Source organism: Spirillospora sp. CA-128828, assembly GCF_050945415.1.
Taxonomy (GTDB): Bacteria; Actinomycetota; Actinomycetes; order Streptosporangiales; family Streptosporangiaceae; genus Spirillospora.
In genome coordinates, this window is the sequence record NZ_CP191986.1 from 6,297,767 (window position 1) to 6,318,861 (window position 21,095).

Sequence of the window (21,095 nt, forward strand, 5' to 3'; positions counted from 1 at the left end):
TTCCTCCATTTGACTGTGACACGGCGACCGCCCGTCCGCAAGTGGAACTGGAGAAATTTTCTCCGTTTATAGGCGAAGGTGGTCGCTTCACCGGCCGTGGACGGGCTTCACCGGAACCACTACGCTAACGTACTAGTTCGTCCATAATGGGAGGCGGGTCGCGGGATGCGCAGGTCGATCGCCACGGTGTCGCTCAGCGGCTCGCTCGCCGACAAGCTGACCGCCGCCGGCGCGGCCGGGTTCGACGGTGTCGAGATCTTCGAGAACGACCTGGTCGCCGGTGATCTCGCCCCCGAGGACGTGCGCCGCCGCGCCGCCGACCTCGGCCTGGGCATCGACCTCTACCAGCCGTTCCGCGACTTCGAGGCGGTGCCGCCCGGCGCCCTCGCCGCCGGCCTGCGCCGCGCCGAGCACAAGTTCGCGCTGATGGAACGGCTCGGCGTCTCGCTGATGCTGGTCTGCTCGAACGTCTCCCCCGCCGCCGTCGACGACGACGCCCTGGCCGCCGAGCAACTGGGGGCCCTCGCGGAGCGGGCGGCCGGGCACGGGATCCGGATCGCCTACGAGGCGCTCGCCTGGGGCGCGCACGTCAGCGACTACCACCACGCGTGGCGCATCGTCCGGGCGGCCGGCCACCCGAACCTCGGGCTGTGCCTGGACAGCTTCCACATCCTCGCCCGGGACACCGGCCCCTACGCCATCGAGACTATCCCGGGCGAGAAGATCTTCTTCCTGCAGCTCGCCGACGCGCCGGCGCTGCCGATGGACGTCCTCTACTGGAGCCGGCACTACCGCTGCTTCCCCGGGCAGGGCGATCTCGACGTGGCGGGGCTGGTCGCGAGCGTCCTGCGGACCGGCTACGCGGGGCCGCTCTCCCTGGAGGTGTTCAACGACATCTTCCGGCAGGCCGCCGCGATGCGCACCGCGCAGGACGCCATGCGCTCCCTCATCGCGCTGGAGGAGCAGGCCGGCGAGCGGCTCGGCGGCACGCAGCGGGCGGCGGCGCTCACGCCGCCACCGCGGCCGGTGGTGCCGAGCGGGTTCGCGTTCGCGGAACTGGCCACGCCGGACACCGCGTCGCTGGGCGGGCTGCTGGACGGTCTCGGCTTCACCCGCACCGGGACGCACACCGGCAAGCCGGTGGATCTCTGGGAGCAGGGGCGGGCACGGATCCTGCTGAACCGCGGGAGCGCGGAGAGCCAGGACGGCCCCGCCCTCGGCGCGATCGGGCTGGAGTCCCCGGATCCCGCCGCGTCCGTGAAGCGCGCCGAGGCGCTGCTGTCACCCGTCCTGCCGCGGCCGCGGGGCCCGCACGACGTGCCGCTGGACGCCGTGGCGGCCCCCGACGGCACCGAGCTGTTCTTCTGCCGGACGGGCCGTCCCGACCACACGAGCTGGACCGACGACTTCGCCGCGGACCGGCGCCCGCCCGCGGCCGGCGGCGAGATCACCCACATCGACCATGTGGCGCTCACCCAGCCGTGGCACCATTTCGACGAGGCGGCGCTGTTCTATCGGAGCGTGCTCGGGCTGCGCCCGCACGAGAGCCTGGAACTGCCCGACCCCTACGGGCTGATGCGCAGCCGAGCGGTGGCCGGCGAAGACGGCGGTGTACGGGTCGCGCTGAACGTCGCCTACGTCGGCGCGCACGACGGGGCACCCGGCGTGGCGTGGCAGCATGTCGCGCTCGCGAGCCGGGACATCGTCGCGAGCGCCCGCCGGCTGCGCGACGCGGGCCTGTCCCCGCTCGCCATTCCGGCGAACTATTACGACGATCTCGAAGCCCGGCACGACCTGGGTGCGGAACGGCACCGGCTGCTCCGCGAACTGGGCCTTCTGTACGACCGGGACGAGCACGGCGAATTCCTGCACTTCTACACCGCCACCTCCGGCCGGGTGTTCTTCGAAATCGTGCAGCGGATCGGCGGTTACCGGGGCTACGGCGCGGTCAACGCGCCGGTCCGGCTCGCCGCCCAGCACGCGCGGGCCCATCGCGCCCCGTCGCCATAGGATGGGTTCTCCTCCAGCAACCGCCCTCGTGGAGTCACATGTCGTCGCAGCCCGCCACCCCCGCCGCCGGAGAGCGTCAGCGCGACGCCGACCGCACCCGGGCGGAGATACTCGACGTCGCGCAGCGGGAGTTCGCGCGGCACGGATTCGCCGGCGCCAGGGTGGACGAGATGGCGGCGCTCATGCGCACCACCAAACGAATGATCTATTACTACTTCGGCGGCAAGGAAAAGCTGTACATCGCCGTCCTGGAAAAGGCGTACGGCGAGGTCAGGGCGCTGGAGTCGACCATCGACGTGCACCATCTGGCGCCGGTCGAGGCGATCCGCACGCTGGCGGAGCTGACCTTCGACCACCACGAGGCGCACCAGGACTTCATCAAGCTCGTCAGCATCGAGAACATCCACCAGGCCGAGCACCTGCGCAAGTCGGAGGTGCTGGTGAACCTCGGCGGGCCGGTGTCGGAGCTGATCTCCCAGATCCTCGCCGCCGGCCGCGCGAGCGGCGACTTCGTCGCGGACGTCGACGCCATCGACATGCACATGATGATCAGCTCGTTCTGCTTCTTCCGCATCGCCAACCAGCACACGTTCGGCGCGCTGTTCGGCCGGGACATGACCGCGCCCGAGCACCGGACCAGGCACCGCGAGATGATCGGCGAGATGGTCGTCGCCTACCTGACCGGCGGCGGCCGCCGGTAGTCGAACGCGGTCCCGGGATCTCGGCCCGCCGCGAGCGCGGGCTCGCGCACCAGGTGGTGGTCGGGGGAGAGGCCGCAGGCGGGGTCGGTGCGCGCGGCGTCCCCGGTAAGGGCGTACGCCTGGCAGCGGCAGCCGCCGAAGTCCGTCTCCCGCCGGGGGCATTCGCCGCACGGGCCGGTCATCCAGCCGGTCCCCCGGTAGGCGTTGAAGGCGGGCGACTCCGCCCAGATCCAGGCGAGGGAGTGCTCGCGGACGTTCGGGGGCGCCAGATCCGGCAGCGCGTACGAGGCGGGGCAGGGCAGCGCGGTTCCGTCCGGCCCGACCGTGATCGACCGCGCGCCCCATCCGCCCATGCATGGCTTCGGCACGCCCTCGTGGTAGTCCGGCAGGACCCACACGATCTCGGGTTTCGGCCCCTGCCGCTCCCGCCACCCGGCGACGGTCTCCTTCGCGCGGTCAGGCCGAGCCCGCTGGTGACGAGCTGGGTGTAGACGCCGGCGCCGTCCGCCGCCGCCACGATCTGGACGATGTCGCGGCGCAGCAGCGGCTCGCCGCCGGAGACGTGCGCCTGGACGATCCCGATCTCCGCCGCCTCGGCGAACACGCGGGACCATTCGGCGGTGTCCAGTTCCGCGTCCCGCCGGACGAGTTCGAGCGGGTTGGAGCAGTACGGGCAGTGCAGCGGGCACGCGTGGGTGACCTCGGCGAGCAGGGCCCACGGGGCGGGCACAACGGTCATCGCAGCCATCCCTCCGCCCGGATCCTGTCGAGGAACACGGGCACATCGCCGTCCAGCGGTGCGTCCGGAACTCCGCGCCCAGCTCGGCGATGATGCCGGCGACGGTCCGCGTGCCGTCGCACAGCCGCAGGATCCGGCCGCCGCTCTCGCTCAGCCGCACCGCCCGCTCGCGCATGAGCAGCAGGTCCGCACCACGGACCGTGTCGTGACGCAGCTTGATCGAGCGCGCGAGAGCGGGCCGCCACTCCTGGTCAACCGACACGGACGACCCCCTCGACCCGGGACGCGTGCTCGAACAGGACGTCGCATGTCACCTTCTCGGCCGTGAACGGCCGACTGTGGTAGCTCGGTGTTCACGCTTCGTCGCGCTCCCCGTGGCGGCTGGTTGCCGTGTCGGGGGCGCATCACCCCGCCCCTTGCGCCTGGCCCGTGTGGGCTGGTGGTGGAGGGTGGGGTCGGGCATGGTGACAAATGCCCACGGCGTGCGCGCCCGCTGGCGGACGTTCACGGCGGCGATGTCGTCGGCTGGGCCAGCGAGCCCGCAGACGACGCAGCGGAACCGGTCCCGGGTGAGCCGGTTGCGGCGGGAGACGTGCCCGCACCAGGGCACGGGGCAGGTCTGGGAGGTGTAGTGGGCGTCCACTTCCAGGAATGGCACCCCGGCCCGGCGGGCCTTGTATTCCAGGAAGGTGCCGAGCTGGTGGAACGGCCAGGTGGTAAGTGTGGCCCGCTGGTGCCGCTTGAGCCGGACCCGGTCACGGATCCCCGCCAGTTGTTCGACGGCGATCCCGCGTCCGGTGCGTTGGGCATCGGCCACGATGCTCTTGCTGATCTTGTGGTTCTCGCCGGTGGCGTGCCGGGCCTCCCGCTGCTTGCGTTTGGTCAGTCGACGCGCGGCCGATCGGGATCCGGCCGCCTTCTTCTTCTGGAGTTCGGCGCGTCGGCGGGCCGCGCGGCGCCGGTAGCGTTTCAGGGCCTGCCCCTGATAGTTGGTCTGGTCGGAGGTGGTGGCCAGGTTTTCGATGCCCCGGTCCACCCCGATCCAGTCGACCGGGTCGGTGTTGAGCGGGGCCACGGGGATCTCGCAGGTGGCGTACAGGAACCATTTGCCGTCCCGGTGGACCAGGTCCGATTCGCCTTGCCGGTGCTCGGCCAGGGTCTTCAGGTGGGACGGCTTGCCGGTGTAGGCGATGCCTTGCAACCGGCCGTGCACCGTCCAGATCGACACGGTCCGCGCGTCGTATTGCCATGAAAGGCAGCGATTATCAAATGGTTGCGCCGCATCGGGGCGGAACGCAATCGGCTTGGACTCGGCCTTACGGCGCCGCTTCGAGCGTTCCGGGCCGAGCAGGCCCGCATCGATCTGCGCGTGCAGGGTGGTGTACGCGTCGGCCGCTTTCCGGATCACATGCAGCGCCGGCTGCGCCGACAGCCCCAGCGTCTTCACCTGGTGATACAGCAGCTTTTGCAGCCCGGCCCGGGAGAACACCCGCTGTTGGAAGGCCACCATGGACACATGGTTGGCGGCCTGGTTGGCGGTGTGCAGGGTCTCGGCCAGCGCCACTGCCTGCTCGGCGGTCGGCAGCAGCTTCACCTGCACCACCAATTTCATGACCGCCAATCTATCAGCTGTTTACTCTGGAACCATTTCGCCACAATAGTCTTCTTCGCCGGGTATGGCGCGGAGCGTTCATCGACGAGATCCTCACCTGCGGCGCACCCGGTGCAGTCGCAGTTCCACTGGGGAACGCCGCCGCCCGCCGCGGTGCCGAGAATCCGCAACCGCATGCGCGGCCTCGTCAGTCTTCGGCGCGGTAGTAGGCCGTGACCTCGAGCGAAGTCTCGATGATCTCGTAGTCGGGTGCGGCCCATTGGGCGGCCCGGTCCTGGGAGTCGGTCATGCGTTCTCCTTTCGGTCGATGAACGGCGATCCGGTGGCGTTCACCGGAAACTCATTGGACGACGATCTTTCCGGTGCTCTGCGGGAAGATCGGGTCGTTGTAGAAGAACTCGCCCTTCTTGGTGAAGGTGTGCCGGAACGACTCGCCGGGCTTCAGCCGCCCGGTGTTGAACTCGTGCTCGAAGAATGACGCGGCGCCATGCGAATGCTCGTTTCCGGACGGGTTCACGAACGTCACCTCGGTGCCGGCCGGAATCGTCATGTGCTGCGGCGACATGGCGTTCTGCGCGACAAGGTTCTCCCCGTCGCCGGGGGCGTTCTTCGAGGCGTCCCAGATGCGGCCGAGCGTGACCGTGTTGCCGGCAATGGCGCCCGTGACGGCGGCCGCGCGGATCTGGTTGCGCTTGGACGGCGGCTTCGGCGCGGGCGCGGGGCCGACCTTTCCGTTCAGCTTGAAAGCCCACAGGTGGTCGCCCTTGGGGATGTCGGGGTAGGGCAGCCCGCTTCCGCCCGCGAACACGGCGAGGTACTGCTCGCCGTCGATCTCGTAGGTGATCGGGCTGGTGTGCACGCCGGCGCCGCACTGCCACGTCCACAGCTCGCGGCCGTCGGCGTCGTCCATGGCGACGAGCACGCCGTCGGGGCGTCCCTGGAACATGACCCGCCCGGCCGTGGTGAGGATCCCGTTGCCGTGCGCCAGCGACCACTCGCCCTCCCGGCGCCACACGGGCCTGTTGGTGCGCGGGTCGACGGCGACGATGCCGCCGGAGAAGTACTCGCCGAGGGGGCGGGCCGTGTTGACGCGTCCGCCGTTGGTGTTGGAGTAGGCGGAGTTCACGAGCCCGTACCCGACGTAGACGAACCCGGTATGCGGGCTGAAGGACAGGTACGACCAGTCCGCGCCGCCGCCGGCGCCGGGGAACAGGATGGTCGCGTCGTCCCAGAACGGCGTGTAGATCTCCCCGGTCGGGTAGTACGGGACGGGCCTCGTGGTGTCGTGGAAACTCGGCGACTGGTGGACGAACGGCTCGCCGCCCGGGAACGGCTGCGTCGGCCACGTCTTCTGCCGCGGGTCCTGCGGGACGGGGCGCTCGGTCATGCCGTGGACGGGCTTCCCGTTCTCCCGGTCGAGGATGTAGTACATCCCGGTCTTGCTGCCGTACACGACGACCTTGCGCGTGCGGTGCCCGATCTTCAGGTCGCACAGCACCGGGGCCATCACGTTGTCGAAGTCCCAGATGTCGTGGTGCACCGACTGGAAGTGCCAGCGCCGCTTGCCGGTCTTGGCGTCGATGGCGACCAGGCAGTTGGAGAACAGGTTCGTGCCGCCGCGGGTGGAGCCGTTGGTGCGGGGATAGGGATTGCCGAACGTCCAGTAGACGATGCCGAGCTCGGGGTCGACCGCCGGGTGGATCCAGCAGACGGCGCCGCCGGTCTTCCAGGTCTCGCCCTCCCAGGTGTCGTTGCCGTACTCGCCCGGCCCTGGCGGGCCCCAGAAGATCCAGGCGGTCTCGCCGGTCCGGGCGTTCAGCGCGTACCCGCGCCCGCGCGCGCCCGCGGTGCTGCCCTCGGTGCCGACGTAGATGAGGCCGTCCCAGTAGACGATGGCGCCGGCGAGCCCGCCGCGGTTGCCGCCGCACTGCCCGGTCTGCGGGTCGCAGTTCGGGTCGCCCTCGCCCGCGACGAGCAGTTCACGCTGCCAGACGACCGCTCCGGTCCGCTGGTCGAGGGCGTAGACGATGTTCGCGCCGGACGTGGTGAAGACGAGCCCCTCACCGAGCCCGACCCCGCGCATGTTGGTCTGCTCGGCCCCGACGTTGGTCTTCCACTTGACCTCGCCCGTGCGGCCGTCCACCGCGAAGACGTTCTGCTGGCCGGTCTGGACGTAGAGCACGCCGTCCTGCGCCACGATGCAGCTCTGCTGCGAGCGCGCCTGGGTGCTGCCGCCCTCCAGGTTGACGTGCCACGCGCCGCCGAGGTGCCGGGCGTTGCCCCGCGTGATCCCGCGCAGCGCGGAGTGGTTCTGGTTGCCGTAGTCCCCGCAGACCTTGGGGAAGTCGCGGGCCGCGCGGCCGAGGCGGCGGGACTGCTCGGGCACCGGGAGGGCGAGCCGGGGGCGCGTCGCCGCCTCGGCCTCCGGTGCGAGGAGCGGGGTGAAGGCGGCCGTTCCGCCGATGACGGCGGCACCGGTCAGGAAGTTCCGTCGGTCCATCTGCTCTCCCAACTCAAGGTCCACTAGATGGACTGATGAGTCCGATCAACGGACGACACGGTAAGCCGCAGATGCGAAGTTGGCAAGGTATTGCCGCTTTCCCGTCCTCGTGAGATCGTCCTACAACCTCTGAACGGTATATCTGTACCGCTAGACGGACCTTCGATCGCCTCTGTCGGGAAGGAACCCGGACCATGAGAAGACCCTCGTCCCACCTGGTGACCGCGGTGTCGGCGGCGACCGGCACCGCCGCCGCGCTGGTCGCGGCCACGCTGCTCACCGGGCTGCCCGCGTCGGCGGGCGGCACCCGGGCCGAGCCGCCGGCCCGCGGCGCGCAGCAGCTCGGCGACCCCGAGTACCGCGTCTGCCGGGGCACCGACCCCCGCTGCTACCACGACTGGGGCAACTTCGACCCGGCCGCGGGCTACCGGGTGCTGGTGTACAGCCGGACCGCCGGACCCCGGCACGCCAACCTCGGCCCCGCCCTCGCCGCCGGGCTGAACCCGCCACTCGGCGACGCGAACGTCGCACAGAAGGCCCTGGTGAAGATGGGTGAGGAGAACGGGTTCGCCGTCGACTGGACCGAGGACGTCACCCAACTCTCGACCCCCGCGCGGCTGTTCAGGTACAACGCCGTGATCTTCATGAGCACCACGCGCGACACCCTGGACGACGCCGCGCAAACGTCGCTGCGCCAGTACATCCGTGGCGGCGGCGGGTTCGTGGGCGTCCACAACGCGTTCGGCACCGAGTACAACTGGCCCTGGTACGAGGGGCTCCTCGGCGGCGCGAACTATTACGACCACGGGCACGCGCAGACCGGGACCGTCCAGACCGTGGACCGCAAGGACGTCTCCACCGCCGGGCTGCCGGGCCGCTGGACGTTCGGCGACGAGTGGTACAACCTCGTCCCGTTCCCGTCCCGGGTGCGGTTCCTCGCGGCCGTGGACGAGAAGTCCCTGCCGGAGGGAGTGAAGGGCGGGTCGGGGCATCCGGGGCACGGGTCCTTCCACCCCGTGGCCTGGTGCCAGTACTACGACGGCGGACGGGCCTGGCTCACCACGCTCGGTCATGACGCCAAGGCCTTCACCGACGACGGGACGGGCTTCGCCGGTGCCCCGCAGTTCCGGACGCTGCTGCTCAACGGCATCGAGTCGGCCATGGGCAGGAAGCCCTTCTGCCGGTGACGGTACGGCCTGTAGCGGGGCGGCGCCGCCCGCTACAGGCCCCCGCTACAGGCCCCCGCTACAGGCCCAGGTAGATGCGCCTGACCTGGACGTCCTCGCGCAGTTCCGGAGAGGTCCCGGTCATGGCGACCTCGCCGTTCTCCATGACCACGCAGTCGCTCGTCGCCTCGAACGTCAGCTTGGCGTTCTGCTCGACGAGCAGCAGGCTGAGCCCCTCCTCGCGCAGCCGCACCAGGACGGCGAGGATGTCCTCGACGAGCTTCGGCGACAGCCCCATGGACGGCTCGTCCAGCAGGATCAGGCGGGGCCGTGACATCAGCGCCCGGCCGACGGCCAGCATCTGCTGCTGCCCGCCGGACAGCGCCCCGGCGAGCCGGGACCGCATCTCCTTCAGCACGGGGAACAGCTCGTACACCTCGGCGAGCGCCTCCCCGGTGCCGTCGCCACGCCACGACCGGGCGTACGCGCCGAGCATCAGGTTCTTCTCGACGGTGAGGCCGGGGAAGACGTGCCGCCCCTCCGGGACATAGCCGATCCCGTGCCGCACCACGTCGCGCGCCTTGACCTTGGTCAGGTCGGTGTCGCCGAACCGGATCCGGCCGCCGCTGCGCGGCACCAGCCCCATCAGCGCCTTGAGCGTGGACGTCTTGCCCGCCCCGTTCGCACCGATGATCCCGACCGACTGCCCCGGCGCCACCGTGAACCCGATCGACCTGACCGCGCAGACGCCCCCGTAGTGGACGGAGAGGTCCTCCACCATGAGGGTTCCCGCCTTCATCGGCTCACCTCCGAGGTGTCCGGCAGCGGCATGCCGGCCATCGCCGAGTCGCCGAGGTACGCCTCGATCACGGCGTGGTCGCCGGCCACCTCGGCGGGCGCCCCCTCGGCGATCACGCTGCCGCCCGCCAGCACGGTGACCCGCTCGCACAGCGACATGACCAGGCCCATGTTGTGCTCGATGAGCACGACGGTGACGCCGCTGTCGCGGATGGACCGGACGATCTCGGAGAGCTGGCGGACCTCCTCACCGTTCAGCCCGGCCGCCGGCTCGTCCAGCAGCAGCAGCCGAGGCGAACCGGCCATGGCGCGGGCGATCTCGATGCGGCGCTGGATGCCGTAGGGCAGCGAGCCCGGCGGCGCCCCGGCGAACTCGCCGAGCCCGAAGCGGCCGAGCAGGTCGTCCGCCTGCCGGTGCAGCCGGTGCTCCTGCCGCCAGACGCCGACCGGCCACAGCACGTACCGCCAGATGGCGCGGGTGCGCGACCGGTCCAGCGCGACGAGCAGGTTGTCGCGGACGGACAGCTCCCCGAACAGGCGGAGGTTCTGGAACGTGCGGGCCAGGCCGAGCATCGACAGCCGGTACGGGCGGCAGCCCGAGATGACCCGGCCGTCCATGAGCACCCGCCCGCCGGACGCCTTGTAGAAGCCGCTGATGACGTTGAACAGGGTCGTCTTGCCCGAGCCGTTGGGACCGACGATGCCCCTGATCTCGCCGCGTTCCACGGTGAGGGAGACGTCCTTGAGCGCCTTCAGCCCGCGGAACTGCTTGGAGACGTCCTCGATCTCCAGCATCGGCGTCGTGTCCTTCTCTGTCCCAGCGTCCCCGCCGGGTTCGTACGGCCGGAACGGGCCGAGCGCGGCGCGGTCGGCGGACCTGCCGCGGCGCCGGTCGACGACGGCCTTCAGCCGGGCGGGCACGCCCGCCAGGCCGGTCGGCGCGAAGACCACCATGAGCACCACGACCACGCCGAAACCGAGCTGCGCGTAGGTGGGATGGTCCACCAGCTGCTCGCGGATCAGCGTGAGGCCGACCGCGCCGACGACGCAGCCGACCAGGCTCTGCCGGCCGCCGATGACGACCATCGCCAGCAGCAGGAACATGTTGGCGATGTTGAAGGTGTCCGGCGCGATGTAGCGGATCAGGCCCACGTACAGCACACCGGCGAGGCCGCCGAACACGCTGGACAGCATGAACGCGGTCATCCGCAGCAGCGGGATCTCCGCCCCCACCGCGCCCGCGGCCAGCGGGTCGTCGCGCATCGCCATCATCCGCCGGCCGAGGCCGGTCCGGACGACGAACCGCCCGAACACCAGCGCAAGCGCGAACACCACCACTTCCAGGTAGTAGTAGAGGTACTCGCTGGACAGGTCGATGCCGAACATCGGCGGGACGGGGATGGCCGAGATGCCCTCGGCGCCGCCGGCGATCTCGGCGTTCGTCGTCCAGTTGATGAACCCGAGCGCGAGCCCGAGCGTGACGATGCCGAGGTAGTGCGACTGCATGCGCAGCGCCGGGACGCCGACGAGCAGGCCGATCACCGCGGACGCCAGCATCGCCAGCGCGGCGGCCGGCCAGAACCCGAGCCCGTTGTGGGTGGTGAGGATCGCGGTCGCGTAGGCGCTCACCCCGAAGAAGGCGACCTGCGCGAGGTTGATCTGGCCCGCGATGCCCATGGCGAGGCCCATCCCTATCGCCAGCAGCGCGAACACCAGCGCGATGTTGACGACGTGGATCGCGTAGCTCCCGACCTGGTACGGCAGGATCCAGGCCGCGGCGACGAGCACCGCGATCCCGCCGAGCCGCGGGGTGCGGGGATGCCTGAGCAGGTCCGTCATGCGCGGCTCACCGTCATCTCGCCGAACAGCCCGGTCGGCCGGATCATGATCGCCACCGTGAACACCAGGAACACGACCAGCTCGGAGTAGCCCTGGAAGTGCCCGGCGGCGAAGGAGTCCAGGATCCCGATGGCGAAGCCGCCCGCGATGGCGCCCGGGATGTTGCCGCAGCCGCCGAGCATGGCGGCCGCGAACCCCTTGATCCCGATCGTCCCGCCCATCGTCGGGTTCACGTACAGCAGCGGGCCGACCAGCCCGCCCGCCAGCGCGGCGAGCCCCGCGCCGATGGCGAACGCGATGGCGTTGCTGCGGCCGACGTGGATGCCGACGGCGGTGGCCGCCTCGTGGTCCATCGCGACCGCCTGCATGGCGGCGCCCATCTTGGTGCGCTGCAGGAAACCGGCCAGCAGCACGACCGCGACCGCGGCGATGGCGAGGACGACCAGGTCGTAGGTGCGGACCCGCAGCCCGGCGAACTCCAGCGGGGCGCCGCCCACCGGGGACGACACGGCGCGCCCGGTCGCGCCCCAGATCAGGACGGCGACCGCCTGCAGGACCATCCCGAAGCCGATCGTGCCGATCAGCATCAGCGTGAAGTCCTTGTTCTCCAGCGGGCGCAGCACCCGCTCGATGAACAGGCCGATGAGCCCGGTCACCGCGATCGCGAGCGCCATCGCCACCGCGAACGGCAGTTTGGTGGACATGTAGAAGGTGGACGCGGCATAGGCGCCGATCATGAGCACGTCGGCGTGCGCGAAGTTGACCAGCCCCATGGTGCGGTAGACGAGGGAGAACCCCATCGCGACCAGGGCGTAGATCGCGCCGAGGCTCAGCCCGCCTATCAGCGTCTGAAGGAAGACCTGCATCGTTCCGCCTCCCCGGTCAGCCGCCGGCCTTGACGAGCTTCCCGTTCCTGATGATTCCGATGGAGGTGGTCTTGATGCCGACCCCGGTCTCGTCGTAGGCGAAGTTGCCGAGCAGCCCCTGGTACTTCACCGCCCTGATCGCGTCGGCCAGCTTCCTGCCCTTCGCGACGCCCGAGTTCTTCAGCGCCGTGAGCAGGATCTGCGCGCCGTCGTAGGCCTTGGCGCCGTGCATCTCGGCGTCCTCGCCGTAGGCGGCCTTGTAGGCGGCGGCGAACTTCTTGGACGCGTCGCTGATGTCGTTGCCGAGGTAGGGCGAGCTGACGATCGTGCCCTCGGCGTTCCGCGCGCCCGCGGTGTCGAGGTAGACCGGGGTGCCCTGGGGGGCTGCGCCGGCGAACGGCGCGTCGATGCCGAGGTCGCGGGCCTGCTTGACGATCAGCCCGGACTCGACCTCCTCGGCGCCGAGGAAGACGACCTCGGGCGACTTCTGCCGGATCTTGGTGAGCTGCGCGCTGAAGTCCTTCTGGTCGGTGGTGACGACCTGGTCGGCGACCGGCTTGACGCCCCGGTCCGACAGCGCCTTGAGGAAGGCGTCGTGCTCGCCCTTCCCGTACGCGCCGTTGTTGGTGATCATCGCGATCTTCTTGAGCTTCTTTCCGTCGACGACGTACTTGGCGAGCGTCTCGTCGTAGGTGGTGCTGGTCGGCCCGTTGAGGAACAGGAACGGGCTCTTCAGCGCCACCATCCCCGGCGACTGGCCGGACGCGATGTTGGGGATCTCGGCCGTCCGCAGCGTGGGCGCCATCGCGATCGTGACGGCGCTCTCCGCGGTGCCGAGCATCGCGATGTAGCCCTGGCTGTCGATCTTGCGGGCGAGGTTGGTGCCGACGGTCGGGTCGCCCTGGTCGTCGAACACGTCGAGGCGGACCGTCCGGCCGTTGATCCCGCCGGCCTTGTTCCACTCGTCGACGGCGAGCTTGGCGCCCTTGTGCTCCCACTTGCCGAGCGAGCTGAGCTGGCCGCTCTGCGCGTCGACCAGGGCGATCTTGATGGGGCCGGTGCCGCCGGAGCCGGAGTCGTCCGACTCGCCGGGGGCGGCGCAGCCCGCGGCGAGGACGGCGGCGAGCACGCCGGCGGCGAGCGCGGGCAGGCGGAGTCTGGAACGGTTTCGCATGATGTCACCTCGGGGGGGTGGAACAACGGGGCGGGCGGTGTCGGAGGGAGGCGGGCACGCGGGTCATCGCGTCCCCCGTTCCGGGAAGACACCCTGGTAGATGTCGTTGATGTTCCAGTGCCCGGGTGTCGGCACCGGCTCATTGACCATGGGCACGTCCAGCACGGCGGGTCGCCGCCCGGCCGTCGCCGACCGCAGCGCCCGCGGCAGGTCCGCCGGCGCCGGGACGTCGTATCCGTCGGCTCCGCACGCCCTGGCGAAGGCGGCGAAGTCGGGGCTGTAGGGGCGTCCGGCGGGATCGCGGAACTCGCATCCGTAGCTCGCGCCGAAGTTGGCGGACTGCAGGTCGGCGATCGTGCCGTGCGCGCGGTTGTTCATCACCACGAAGATCACCGGCAGGCCCCGCTCGACGGCCATCGGCACGGCCGGGAGCTGCGCGCTCATGCCTCCGTCACCGACGAGCGCGACGACGACCCGGTCCGGCTGAGCGATCTGGACGCCGACCGCGGCGGCGGGGCCGAAGCCCATCGTCGAGGCGCCTCCGGGGGTGATGAAGCGCCCTTCGGCGGGCAGCTCGTAGCACCGGGCGACGCCGTTCTTGTTCCATCCGACGTCGGTGACCAGCACCGCGTCCGCGGGGAGGGCGTCTCGCAGGTCGGCGAGGATGCGCTCCGGCCGCAGGGGGAAGTCGTCGGCGCGGCCCCGTTCGCGGCTCCCGGCGAACAGGCCGGTGCGGGCGGCACGGATCCGCTCGCGGAGGGCGGGACGGCCGACCGGGTCGGGGTGGACTTCGCGCACCGCCCTCTCGATGGCCTGAACCGCGAGCGTCACGTCGGCGACGGCGCCGATCTCCACCGGGTAGTTGCGGCCGATCTCGGCGGCGTCGATGTCGATCTGGACGAGCCGCCCGGACCCGGGGCCGGCGCCGAGGTTCCAGGTGTGGCGTTCGTCCCACGAGCTGGCGTCGGTCTCGGCGAACCGGGTCGCCAGGGCGAGGACGACGTCGGCGCCGCGGGTGTACTCGTTGGTCGCCTCCAGTCCCCAGAATCCGGGCATGCCGAGCAGGAGCGGATGGTCGTCGGGGACGGCGCCCTTGGCCATCAGCGAGTGCACGATCGGGATGTCCAGGTGCTCGGCGAGCGCGAGCAGCGCGTCGCGTCCGGCCCCTTCGCGGAGCCCGCCGCCGAGGTAGACCAGCGGCCGTTCGGCGTCGGCGAGCATGCCCGCGATGCGTCCGGCCACCGGCGCCGGCAGGTCGGGGGCCGCCGCGCTGGCGGGCAGCGGGCGGTGGTCCGGGACGACCGGCCGGGAGAACAGGTCCATCGGGACGTTGAGGAGCACGGCGCCGGGGCGCCCGGACGTGGCGGTCCAGAAGGCGCGTTCGGTGAACCGGGTCAGGTCCTCGGCGCGGTGCACGTGCCACGCCCGCTTGACGAACGGCCGGTAGACGGCGGTCTGGTCGGCGTCCGCGTGGAGGTTGACCTCCTGGTGCGGGTGGCGGCCGTGGAAGTAGGACGGGACGTCGCCGGAGATCGCGACGAGCGGTACCGAGTCCATCGCGGCGGTCGCCACCCCGGTGACGGCGTTCATCATCCCCGGCCCGACGTGCAGCAGGAGCACCCCGGGCCGGCCGGAGGCGCGCGCGTAGCCGTCGGCGGCGTGCGCGGCCGCCTGCTCGTGCCGGGCGATGACGAACTCGACGGGGCTGCGGCCGAGCGCGTCCAGCAGCGCGATGTTGGTGTGCCCGCAGGTGCCGAAGACGTACTCGACGCCGTAGGCCTCAAGGCGGCGGACGAGCGCCTCGGCGGCCGGTACCGGCGCGGCCTCGTCCGGCGCGGGGCCGGTGCGGGGCCGGGCGTCCACGGTCATGGGGCCGTACCTTCCTGGGGGACGACCCCCAGACCCCCGGGCGGACGGCCCGAAGATCCTCGCTTCGCTGCGGTCATCAGGCCGTCTCCTCTGCTCTGGGCAGGCTGATCCAGGTCTTGCCGGCGACGGCGGCGGCGCGCGCGAAAGCGTCCGGCGCCTGCGCCAGCTCGAAGCGCTCGCGCAGCACGCGGCCGGGCCGCAGATCGTGCTTGCGAAGCGTCGCGAGCGTGTGGGCGAACCCGGCGGGGTGGTCGTAGATGAGGCATCCGCGCAGGGTCAGCCGCCGCTGCACGAGGGCGAAGGTGGAAAGGCGGGCGGGGCGGGGGTTCTGCCCGACCACGATCAGGGTGCCGCCGTCTGCGGTGCGTTCCACGGCGCGTTCGAACGCCTCGGGCACACCGGAGGTCTCGATCACGACCGGGAACGTCGCCTCGTCCGGCAGCGGGGCGGCGTCCTCGGCCCCCATCTGGAGGGCGAGCTCCCTGCGTCCGGGATGAGGCTCGGTCACGAAGGGCACGCCCCCGGCGTGCAGCACGGCCAGCGACACAAGGAGCCCCTGGGAGCCGGCGCCGACGACGAGGCAGCGGTCCCCGTCGCCGAGCCCGCTCATCCGGACCGCGTTGAGCGCGACGGTGAACGGCTCGACGCAGACGACGTCGGCGTCCTCCCACAGCTCGGGGACGGGCCAGGTGAAGCGGGCGGGCACCGCGACGCGCTCCGCCAGCAGGCCGGGCTCGGAGATCCCGACGACCCGCCGGTTGCGGCACCCGGCGGTGGCGCCCGACCGGCACGGCTCGCAGGCCAGGCACGCGTAGTTGGGCTCGACGACCACCCGCTGCCCGGGCACCCGGTCGGTGACGCCGGGGCCCGCGGCGAGGATGACACCGAACGCCTCGTGCCCGAGCACCCACGGCAGCACCGGCACCTTGCGGCGCCCGGAGACCACCGCCATGTCGGAGCCGCACAGGCCGACGCCGTGCACCCCGACGATGACGTCGCCGGGTCCGCAGGACGGCTCGGGCCAGTCGTCGACGACCGCCACCTTGTCCGGTGAGACCAGCGTGACGGCCCTCATGCGCGCGCTCCCCAGAGGGAGGTGCCGCGAAGGATCATCGTCTTCACGACCGTGAAGTCCTCGATCATGCAGCGCGGCGACTCCCGTCCGAAGCCGGAGTCCTTCACCCCGCCGAACGGGACGTGGTCGAGCCGGTGGTTGGAGGAGCCGTTGACGACGAGCCCGCCGACGTCCAGGTCCCGCCAGGCGGTGACGATCCGGTCGAGGTCGCGGGTGAACAGGCCGGCCTGGAGGCCGTAGCGGCTCTCGTTGCAGTGCTCGATCACTTCGGTGAGGTCGTCGAACGGCAGGACCGCGACGAGCGCCCCGAAGACCTCCTCGGTGACGACCGAGGCGCCGGCGGGCGGGTCGGCCACGATGGTCGGCGCGGCGGTGGCACCGTCCCGCTTCCCGCCGAGGACGACGCGTCCCCCAGCCGCCGCGGCCTCCGCGCTCCAGCGCACGACCCGCTCGGCGGCGTCCTCGTCGACCATCGAGCCGACGTCGGTGTCCGGGTCGAGGGGGTCGCCGACCCTGAGGGCGGCGACGTGCCCGGCGAACAGGTCCAGGAACTCGGAGAACCGGGAGCGCTGCACGTAGACGCGCTGGACGGAGATGCAGCTCTGGCCGGAGTTGCTGTATCCGGTGCGGGCGCAGACGCGGGCCGCCTCGGCGATGTCGGCGTCCTCGCACACGATCGTCGCGGCGTTGCCGCCCAGCTCCAGGACCAGGCGCTTCGCGCCCGCCGCGCGGGCGACCGCGGCGCCGGTGGCGGCGCCGCCGGTGAAGCTGATGACGGCGACCTCGTCGGCCGCGCACAGGGCCGCGCCGACCGAACCGTCCCCGTGCAGCAGCTGGACGGCCTCGAACGGCATCCCGGCCTCGGTCAGCAGCGCCACGACGGCGGCCGAGGTCGCGGGGGCCTGCGGCGGCGCCTTGACGATCGTGGTGTTGCCGGCCGCGAACGAGGCGCCCAGCTTGTGGGCCAGCAGGTTGGCGGGGGCGTTGAACGGCGTGACGGCGAGCGCGACGCCCGCCGGTGCCCGGTAGGTGAAGGCGGTGTCGCCGACGCCCCGGGCCCATCCCGCGACCGGAAGCGTCTCCCCGCCGATCCGCCGCGCTTCGGCCGCGCAGACGGCGAACGTGTCGGCGACGCGGTCGATCTCCCCGCGCCCGTCCTTGACGGGTTTGCCCAGTTCGAGGGCGAGCAGGCGGGCCAGGCCGTCGCGGTTCGCGGACGCGGCGGCGGAGGCGCGCTCCAGCACCTCCGCCCGGACGGCGGGGGCCAGGCGTCCCACTACGCGGGCCGAGGAGCGCGCGAAGGCGCGGACGGCCGCCACGTCCCCGGTGGAAGCGGCCGGCGCCCGGCTCACCGGACGTCGCAAATACGGTCCAACTCGTTCACTCTGCGGACCATCCATGACCCATCGGCCACCGATGAGTGCCGCCGCGTCAACCGGTCTGACCTCGGATGCGGATGCGAGCAAGGCTTCCAGCATCAAGCCCCTCCTGGACCACTCAGCGGTCTACAAGTTCCGTCATATGGACTGCGAGTCAACGTACGGGGCGGTTCGGGACGCTGACAAGGGCCCGCCGCCGGAAAAGTCGCGACCGGGCCGCGGGCGTGACTCTCGCGCATGCCCGGCCACCTCCCCGGATCCGACCGCGTCTCTAATGTTCGAACCAGTGAGTTAGTTATAGGCGACCGGGTGGATCGAGGGAAGGGGACGGGCCGGATTTCCCGCCGGGAGACGATGATGAACCGACTGACGGTCCAACTAGACCACTGTGTGGACTGCGTGTAACGTACGGACCGCAGCCGTCCGAGCACGAGAGCGGGGAGAGCGAAGACCAGTGAGTCCAGCGAAGCGGCCGGAGGCCCGTTCCGGGCCGGCCGAGGTCCCGGGCGCCCCGCCCGCAGGCGACGCGCAGGGCGTTCGCAGTGTTCAGCGCGCCATCGAGATCATGTCACTGCTGAGCGAGGAACGTCCCGTCGTGTCCGTCCGGGACATCGTCGAGGCGACCGGCCTGGCGAAGACGACGGTGATCCGGCTCGTCCAGACTCTGGAGCAGAACGGCCTGCTGTGGGCCGCGCCCAACGGCTACCTGCCCGGCCCCGGCCTCTGGCGCTGGGCGCACCTGGCCCGCAGCAGCTGGGAGCTGCCGCCCGAGACCCGCAAGGCCATGCGGGACCTGGGCGCGCGCCGCCGCGAGACGGTGAACCTCTACATGCTCCGCGACATCTACCGGGTCTGCGTCGCCCAGCAGGAGAGCCCGCAGCCGCTCCGCCACGTCGTGCACGTCGGGGACGAGCTCCCCCTGTGGGCGGGCGCGTCGTCCAAGGCACTGCTGAGGGACGCCCCCGACTCGCTGCTGCGGCGCGTCGCCCTCAGCTCCCCCTACGGAGAAGGCCACGTCAAGAGACTCCGGGAGTGGATCGACGAGGCCGCCCATCAGGGCTGGGCGGTCAGCCACGGCGAGCGCGAGGACGGCCTGTCCGCCGTCGCCGTCCCCGTCATCGGCCGCTCGGGCGCGGTCGTCGCGGCGCTGTCGCTCAGCGGCCCCACCGTCCGGTTCCCCGACGACGTCGTCCGGGAGTTCGCCGAGGACCTGCGGCAGGTCGCCCGGGAGATGTCCGAACGCGGCTTCGACCACCCGCTCAGCCCCACGCACTGACCAATCGCCCCGGCGTCCGCGCGGCGGGGCGGAAGGAGCACGCGCATGCAGGAGCGACCGCTCAGCGGCATCCGGGTCCTCGACCTCACCAACGTCCTCGCCGGGCCGTACTGCAGCTACCAGCTGATGCTGCTCGGGGCCGAGGTCGTCAAGATCGAGGTGCCCGGCCATGGCGACCTCGCCCGGCGGCTCGGCCCGGACGCCGAGCTGAACCGCGACGGCCTCGGCGCCTCGTTCCTCGCCCAGAACGCGGGGAAGAAGTCGGTCGAGCTCGACCTCAAGGACGCCGACGGCCGGGCCGGGTTCGCGGCGATGGTCCGCGGGGCGGACGTGCTGCTGGAGAACTTCCGGGCCGGCGTCCTCGACCGGCTCGGCTTCGGGTGGCCGCGGCTGCGGGAGCTGAACCCGCGGCTGGTCTACTGCGCCATCTCCGGGTTCGGGCAGACCGGCCCGATGAGCCAGGCGCCCGCCTACGACCAGATCATCCAGGGGCTGTCCGGGATGATGAGCGTCACCGGGACCAAGGAGACCGCCCCGCTGCGCGTCGGCTTCCCCGTCTGCGACACGATCGGGGGGCTGGCCGCCGCGCTGCACATCGCGGCGGCGCTGGCCGGCCGGTCCCGCACCGGCGGGGGGACGTTCCTGGACGTGTCCATGCTGGAGGCGGCCGTCTCGGCGATGGGCTGGGCGGTCTCCAACTACCTGGTCAGCGGGGTCGCGCCCGAGCCGATGGGGACCCAGAACGCCACCGCCGCGCCGTCCGGCACGTTCGAGGCCGCCGACGGGCCGCTGAACATCGCCGCCAACCGGCAGCGGCAGTTCGAGACGCTCTGCGGCCTCCTCGACCGGCGCGATCTCCTCGACGACCCCCGGTTCGCCGACCGGGAGGCGCGCAAGCTGCACCGCGACGAGCTGACGGACGAGCTGAACCGCGCGCTGCGCCGCCGCACCGCCGCGGAATGGGAGGAACTCCTCGGCGCGGCCGGGGTCCCCGCCGCCCGGGTCACCGACGTCCCGCAGGCCGTCCGGCTCGAACAGCTCGGCCACCGCGGCTTCTTCACCGATCTCCCGTTCCCGGACGGGTCCGGGCGCGTCCTCCGGGTCGCGGGCAGCGGGGTCCTGCACGACGGCGAGGCGCTGCGGCCGGCCGCCCCTCCCCCGCTGCTCGGCCAGCAGAACGGCGAAAGGGAGGCCCTCACGGCCCGCTGGAACGACCGGGAGGACGACGCCGTCATGAACGGCACGCGGCGGGAGACCCCGTGAGCGACGTCGATCCGACGGGAGCCGTCGGCGAGTGGTGGGCCACCGGCATCAGCCGCATGGAGCCCGGTGTGATCGAGCTGCGGGGGCGTCCGGTCCAGGAGCTCATCGGCACCACCGGCCTCACCTCCATGATCTGGCTGATGCTGCGCGGCGACCCGCCCTCGCCCCGGCAGGCGGCGCTGCTCGAGGCGGCGCTCGTCGCCGCCGTCGACCACGGCCCGCAGGCGCCCTCGATCGCCGTCGCGCGGATGGCCGCCACCTGCGGCATCGGGCTCAACGGCGCCGTCGCCAGCGCGGTGAACACCCTGGGCGACTCCCATGGCGGCGCCGGAGAGCAGTGCGTCCGGCTGCTGGACGAGATCCTCGAACGGGAGGCCGCCGGGGCCGGGCTGGACACCGCGACGGCGGAGGTCGTCGCGGCCTGGCCCCGCTACCTGCCCGGGTTCGGCCACCGGTTCCACCCGGTGGACCCGCGCCGGGACCCGCTGCTGTCCCTGGTGGAGGAGGCCGCCCGGGACGGTGTCGTCCCGGGCGGACACCTGCGCGCCGGCCTGGCGGTGGAGGCGTACCTGGCCCGGGGGCGGGAGAGGCCGGTGCCGATGAACATCGACGGCGCCACCGCCATCGTCTACGCCGAACTCGGCTTCCCCGCCCCCCTGGCCCGCGGCCTGTTCGTGCTGAGCCGCAGCATCGGCATCCTCGCGCACGCCTGGGAGGAGACCCAGAGCGGCCGGCGCAACAAGGGACCGGTACCGCGCTCGGTCCTGCCCGCCTACCGTCCGCCGTCCTGATGGATCAGAGCCGCCTGTGGGGGGACGACCCCCACAC

17 protein-coding genes and 2 pseudogenes are annotated in these 21,095 nt (G+C 71.8%); 6 read left to right on the forward strand and 13 right to left on the reverse strand.

Annotated features, from left to right (window positions below):
* The first annotated feature begins 165 nt into the window (after positions 1–165).
* Positions 166–2,010, forward strand: coding sequence for a bifunctional sugar phosphate isomerase/epimerase/4-hydroxyphenylpyruvate dioxygenase family protein (locus ACQPXG_RS30430; RefSeq protein ID WP_433462567.1), 1,845 nt, complete (start codon positions 166–168; stop codon positions 2,008–2,010).
* Between the two features lie 38 nt (positions 2,011–2,048).
* The gene (locus ACQPXG_RS30435; protein WP_433462568.1) at positions 2,049–2,711 is read left to right on the forward strand and encodes a TetR/AcrR family transcriptional regulator; all 663 of its coding nucleotides are present in this window, start codon (positions 2,049–2,051) and stop codon (positions 2,709–2,711) included.
* On the opposite strand, the gene ACQPXG_RS30440 is transcribed toward ACQPXG_RS30435, so the two are convergent.
* From ACQPXG_RS30440 to ACQPXG_RS30465, 6 genes and pseudogenes are all read right to left on the reverse strand, one after another.
* Entirely contained in the window at positions 2,684–3,109 is a 426-nt protein-coding gene (locus tag ACQPXG_RS30440) for an SPASM domain-containing protein (protein ID WP_433470076.1), read from the reverse strand. The two genes, ACQPXG_RS30435 and ACQPXG_RS30440, sit on opposite strands and share 28 nt — an antisense overlap.
* Positions 3,110–3,177: 68 nt before the next feature.
* Positions 3,178–3,459, reverse strand: a pseudogene (locus ACQPXG_RS30445) (radical SAM protein); the annotation flags it as partial.
* A gap of 67 nt (positions 3,460–3,526) precedes the next feature.
* Positions 3,527–3,712: pseudogene (gene pqqD / locus ACQPXG_RS30450) on the reverse strand (pyrroloquinoline quinone biosynthesis peptide chaperone PqqD); the annotation flags it as partial.
* A 48-nt stretch (positions 3,713–3,760) separates the two neighbouring features.
* Positions 3,761–5,062, reverse strand: a complete 1,302-nt coding sequence (locus ACQPXG_RS30455) for an RNA-guided endonuclease InsQ/TnpB family protein (RefSeq protein WP_433462569.1) — start codon at positions 5,060–5,062, stop codon at positions 3,761–3,763.
* 187 nt (positions 5,063–5,249) lie between these two features.
* Positions 5,250–5,351, reverse strand: a complete 102-nt coding sequence (gene pqqA / locus ACQPXG_RS30460; protein WP_433462570.1) for a pyrroloquinoline quinone precursor peptide PqqA — start codon at positions 5,349–5,351, stop codon at positions 5,250–5,252.
* Between the two features lie 51 nt (positions 5,352–5,402).
* Complete coding sequence (locus tag ACQPXG_RS30465) at positions 5,403–7,562, reverse strand: PQQ-binding-like beta-propeller repeat protein (protein WP_433462571.1); 2,160 nt, start codon at positions 7,560–7,562, stop codon at positions 5,403–5,405.
* 194 nt (positions 7,563–7,756) lie between these two features.
* On the opposite strand from ACQPXG_RS30465, the gene ACQPXG_RS30470 reads away from it, so the two are divergent.
* Positions 7,757–8,749, forward strand: coding sequence for a ThuA domain-containing protein (locus ACQPXG_RS30470; RefSeq protein WP_433462572.1), 993 nt, complete (start codon positions 7,757–7,759; stop codon positions 8,747–8,749).
* Positions 8,750–8,807: 58 nt separating this feature from the next.
* On the opposite strand, the gene ACQPXG_RS30475 is transcribed toward ACQPXG_RS30470, so the two are convergent.
* From ACQPXG_RS30475 to ACQPXG_RS30505, 7 genes are all read right to left on the reverse strand, one after another.
* A complete protein-coding gene (locus ACQPXG_RS30475; RefSeq protein WP_433462573.1) occupies positions 8,808–9,527 on the reverse strand; it encodes an ABC transporter ATP-binding protein in 720 nt (239 codons plus the stop codon).
* On the reverse strand, positions 9,524–11,365 hold the full coding sequence (locus ACQPXG_RS30480; RefSeq protein WP_433462574.1) for a branched-chain amino acid ABC transporter ATP-binding protein/permease: 1,842 nt from the start codon (positions 11,363–11,365) through the stop codon (positions 9,524–9,526). Before ACQPXG_RS30480 ends, ACQPXG_RS30475 begins: the two co-directional genes overlap by 4 nt.
* On the reverse strand, positions 11,362–12,231 hold the full coding sequence (locus ACQPXG_RS30485; protein WP_433462575.1) for a branched-chain amino acid ABC transporter permease: 870 nt from the start codon (positions 12,229–12,231) through the stop codon (positions 11,362–11,364). Before ACQPXG_RS30485 ends, ACQPXG_RS30480 begins: the two co-directional genes overlap by 4 nt.
* Before the next feature lie 16 nt (positions 12,232–12,247).
* Positions 12,248–13,405 (reverse strand): ABC transporter substrate-binding protein, encoded by a 1,158-nt coding sequence (locus ACQPXG_RS30490; protein WP_433462576.1) that lies wholly within the window; start codon positions 13,403–13,405, stop codon positions 12,248–12,250.
* A 63-nt stretch (positions 13,406–13,468) separates the two neighbouring features.
* Positions 13,469–15,274: a thiamine pyrophosphate-binding protein gene (locus ACQPXG_RS30495; RefSeq protein WP_433462577.1), complete on the reverse strand. Its 1,806-nt coding sequence runs from the start codon at positions 15,272–15,274 to the stop codon at positions 13,469–13,471.
* 76 nt (positions 15,275–15,350) lie between these two features.
* Entirely contained in the window at positions 15,351–16,349 is a 999-nt protein-coding gene (locus ACQPXG_RS30500; RefSeq protein WP_433462578.1) for a zinc-dependent alcohol dehydrogenase, read from the reverse strand.
* Positions 16,346–17,827 (reverse strand): aldehyde dehydrogenase family protein, encoded by a 1,482-nt coding sequence (locus ACQPXG_RS30505; RefSeq protein WP_433462579.1) that lies wholly within the window; start codon positions 17,825–17,827, stop codon positions 16,346–16,348. The genes ACQPXG_RS30500 and ACQPXG_RS30505 overlap by 4 nt, the downstream gene beginning before the upstream one ends.
* A gap of 355 nt (positions 17,828–18,182) precedes the next feature.
* Here ACQPXG_RS30505 and ACQPXG_RS30510 point away from each other — a divergent pair, with 355 nt between their 5' ends.
* The 3 genes from ACQPXG_RS30510 to ACQPXG_RS30520 are packed head-to-tail and all read left to right on the forward strand — an operon-like array spanning position 18,183 to position 21,058.
* Entirely contained in the window at positions 18,183–19,004 is an 822-nt protein-coding gene (locus ACQPXG_RS30510) for an IclR family transcriptional regulator (RefSeq protein WP_433462580.1), read from the forward strand.
* Between the two features lie 45 nt (positions 19,005–19,049).
* Positions 19,050–20,267 (forward strand): CaiB/BaiF CoA transferase family protein, encoded by a 1,218-nt coding sequence (locus tag ACQPXG_RS30515; RefSeq protein ID WP_433462581.1) that lies wholly within the window; start codon positions 19,050–19,052, stop codon positions 20,265–20,267.
* A complete protein-coding gene (locus ACQPXG_RS30520; protein WP_433462582.1) occupies positions 20,264–21,058 on the forward strand; it encodes a citryl-CoA lyase in 795 nt (264 codons plus the stop codon). Before ACQPXG_RS30515 ends, ACQPXG_RS30520 begins: the two co-directional genes overlap by 4 nt.
* The last annotated feature ends 37 nt before the right edge of the window (positions 21,059–21,095 follow it).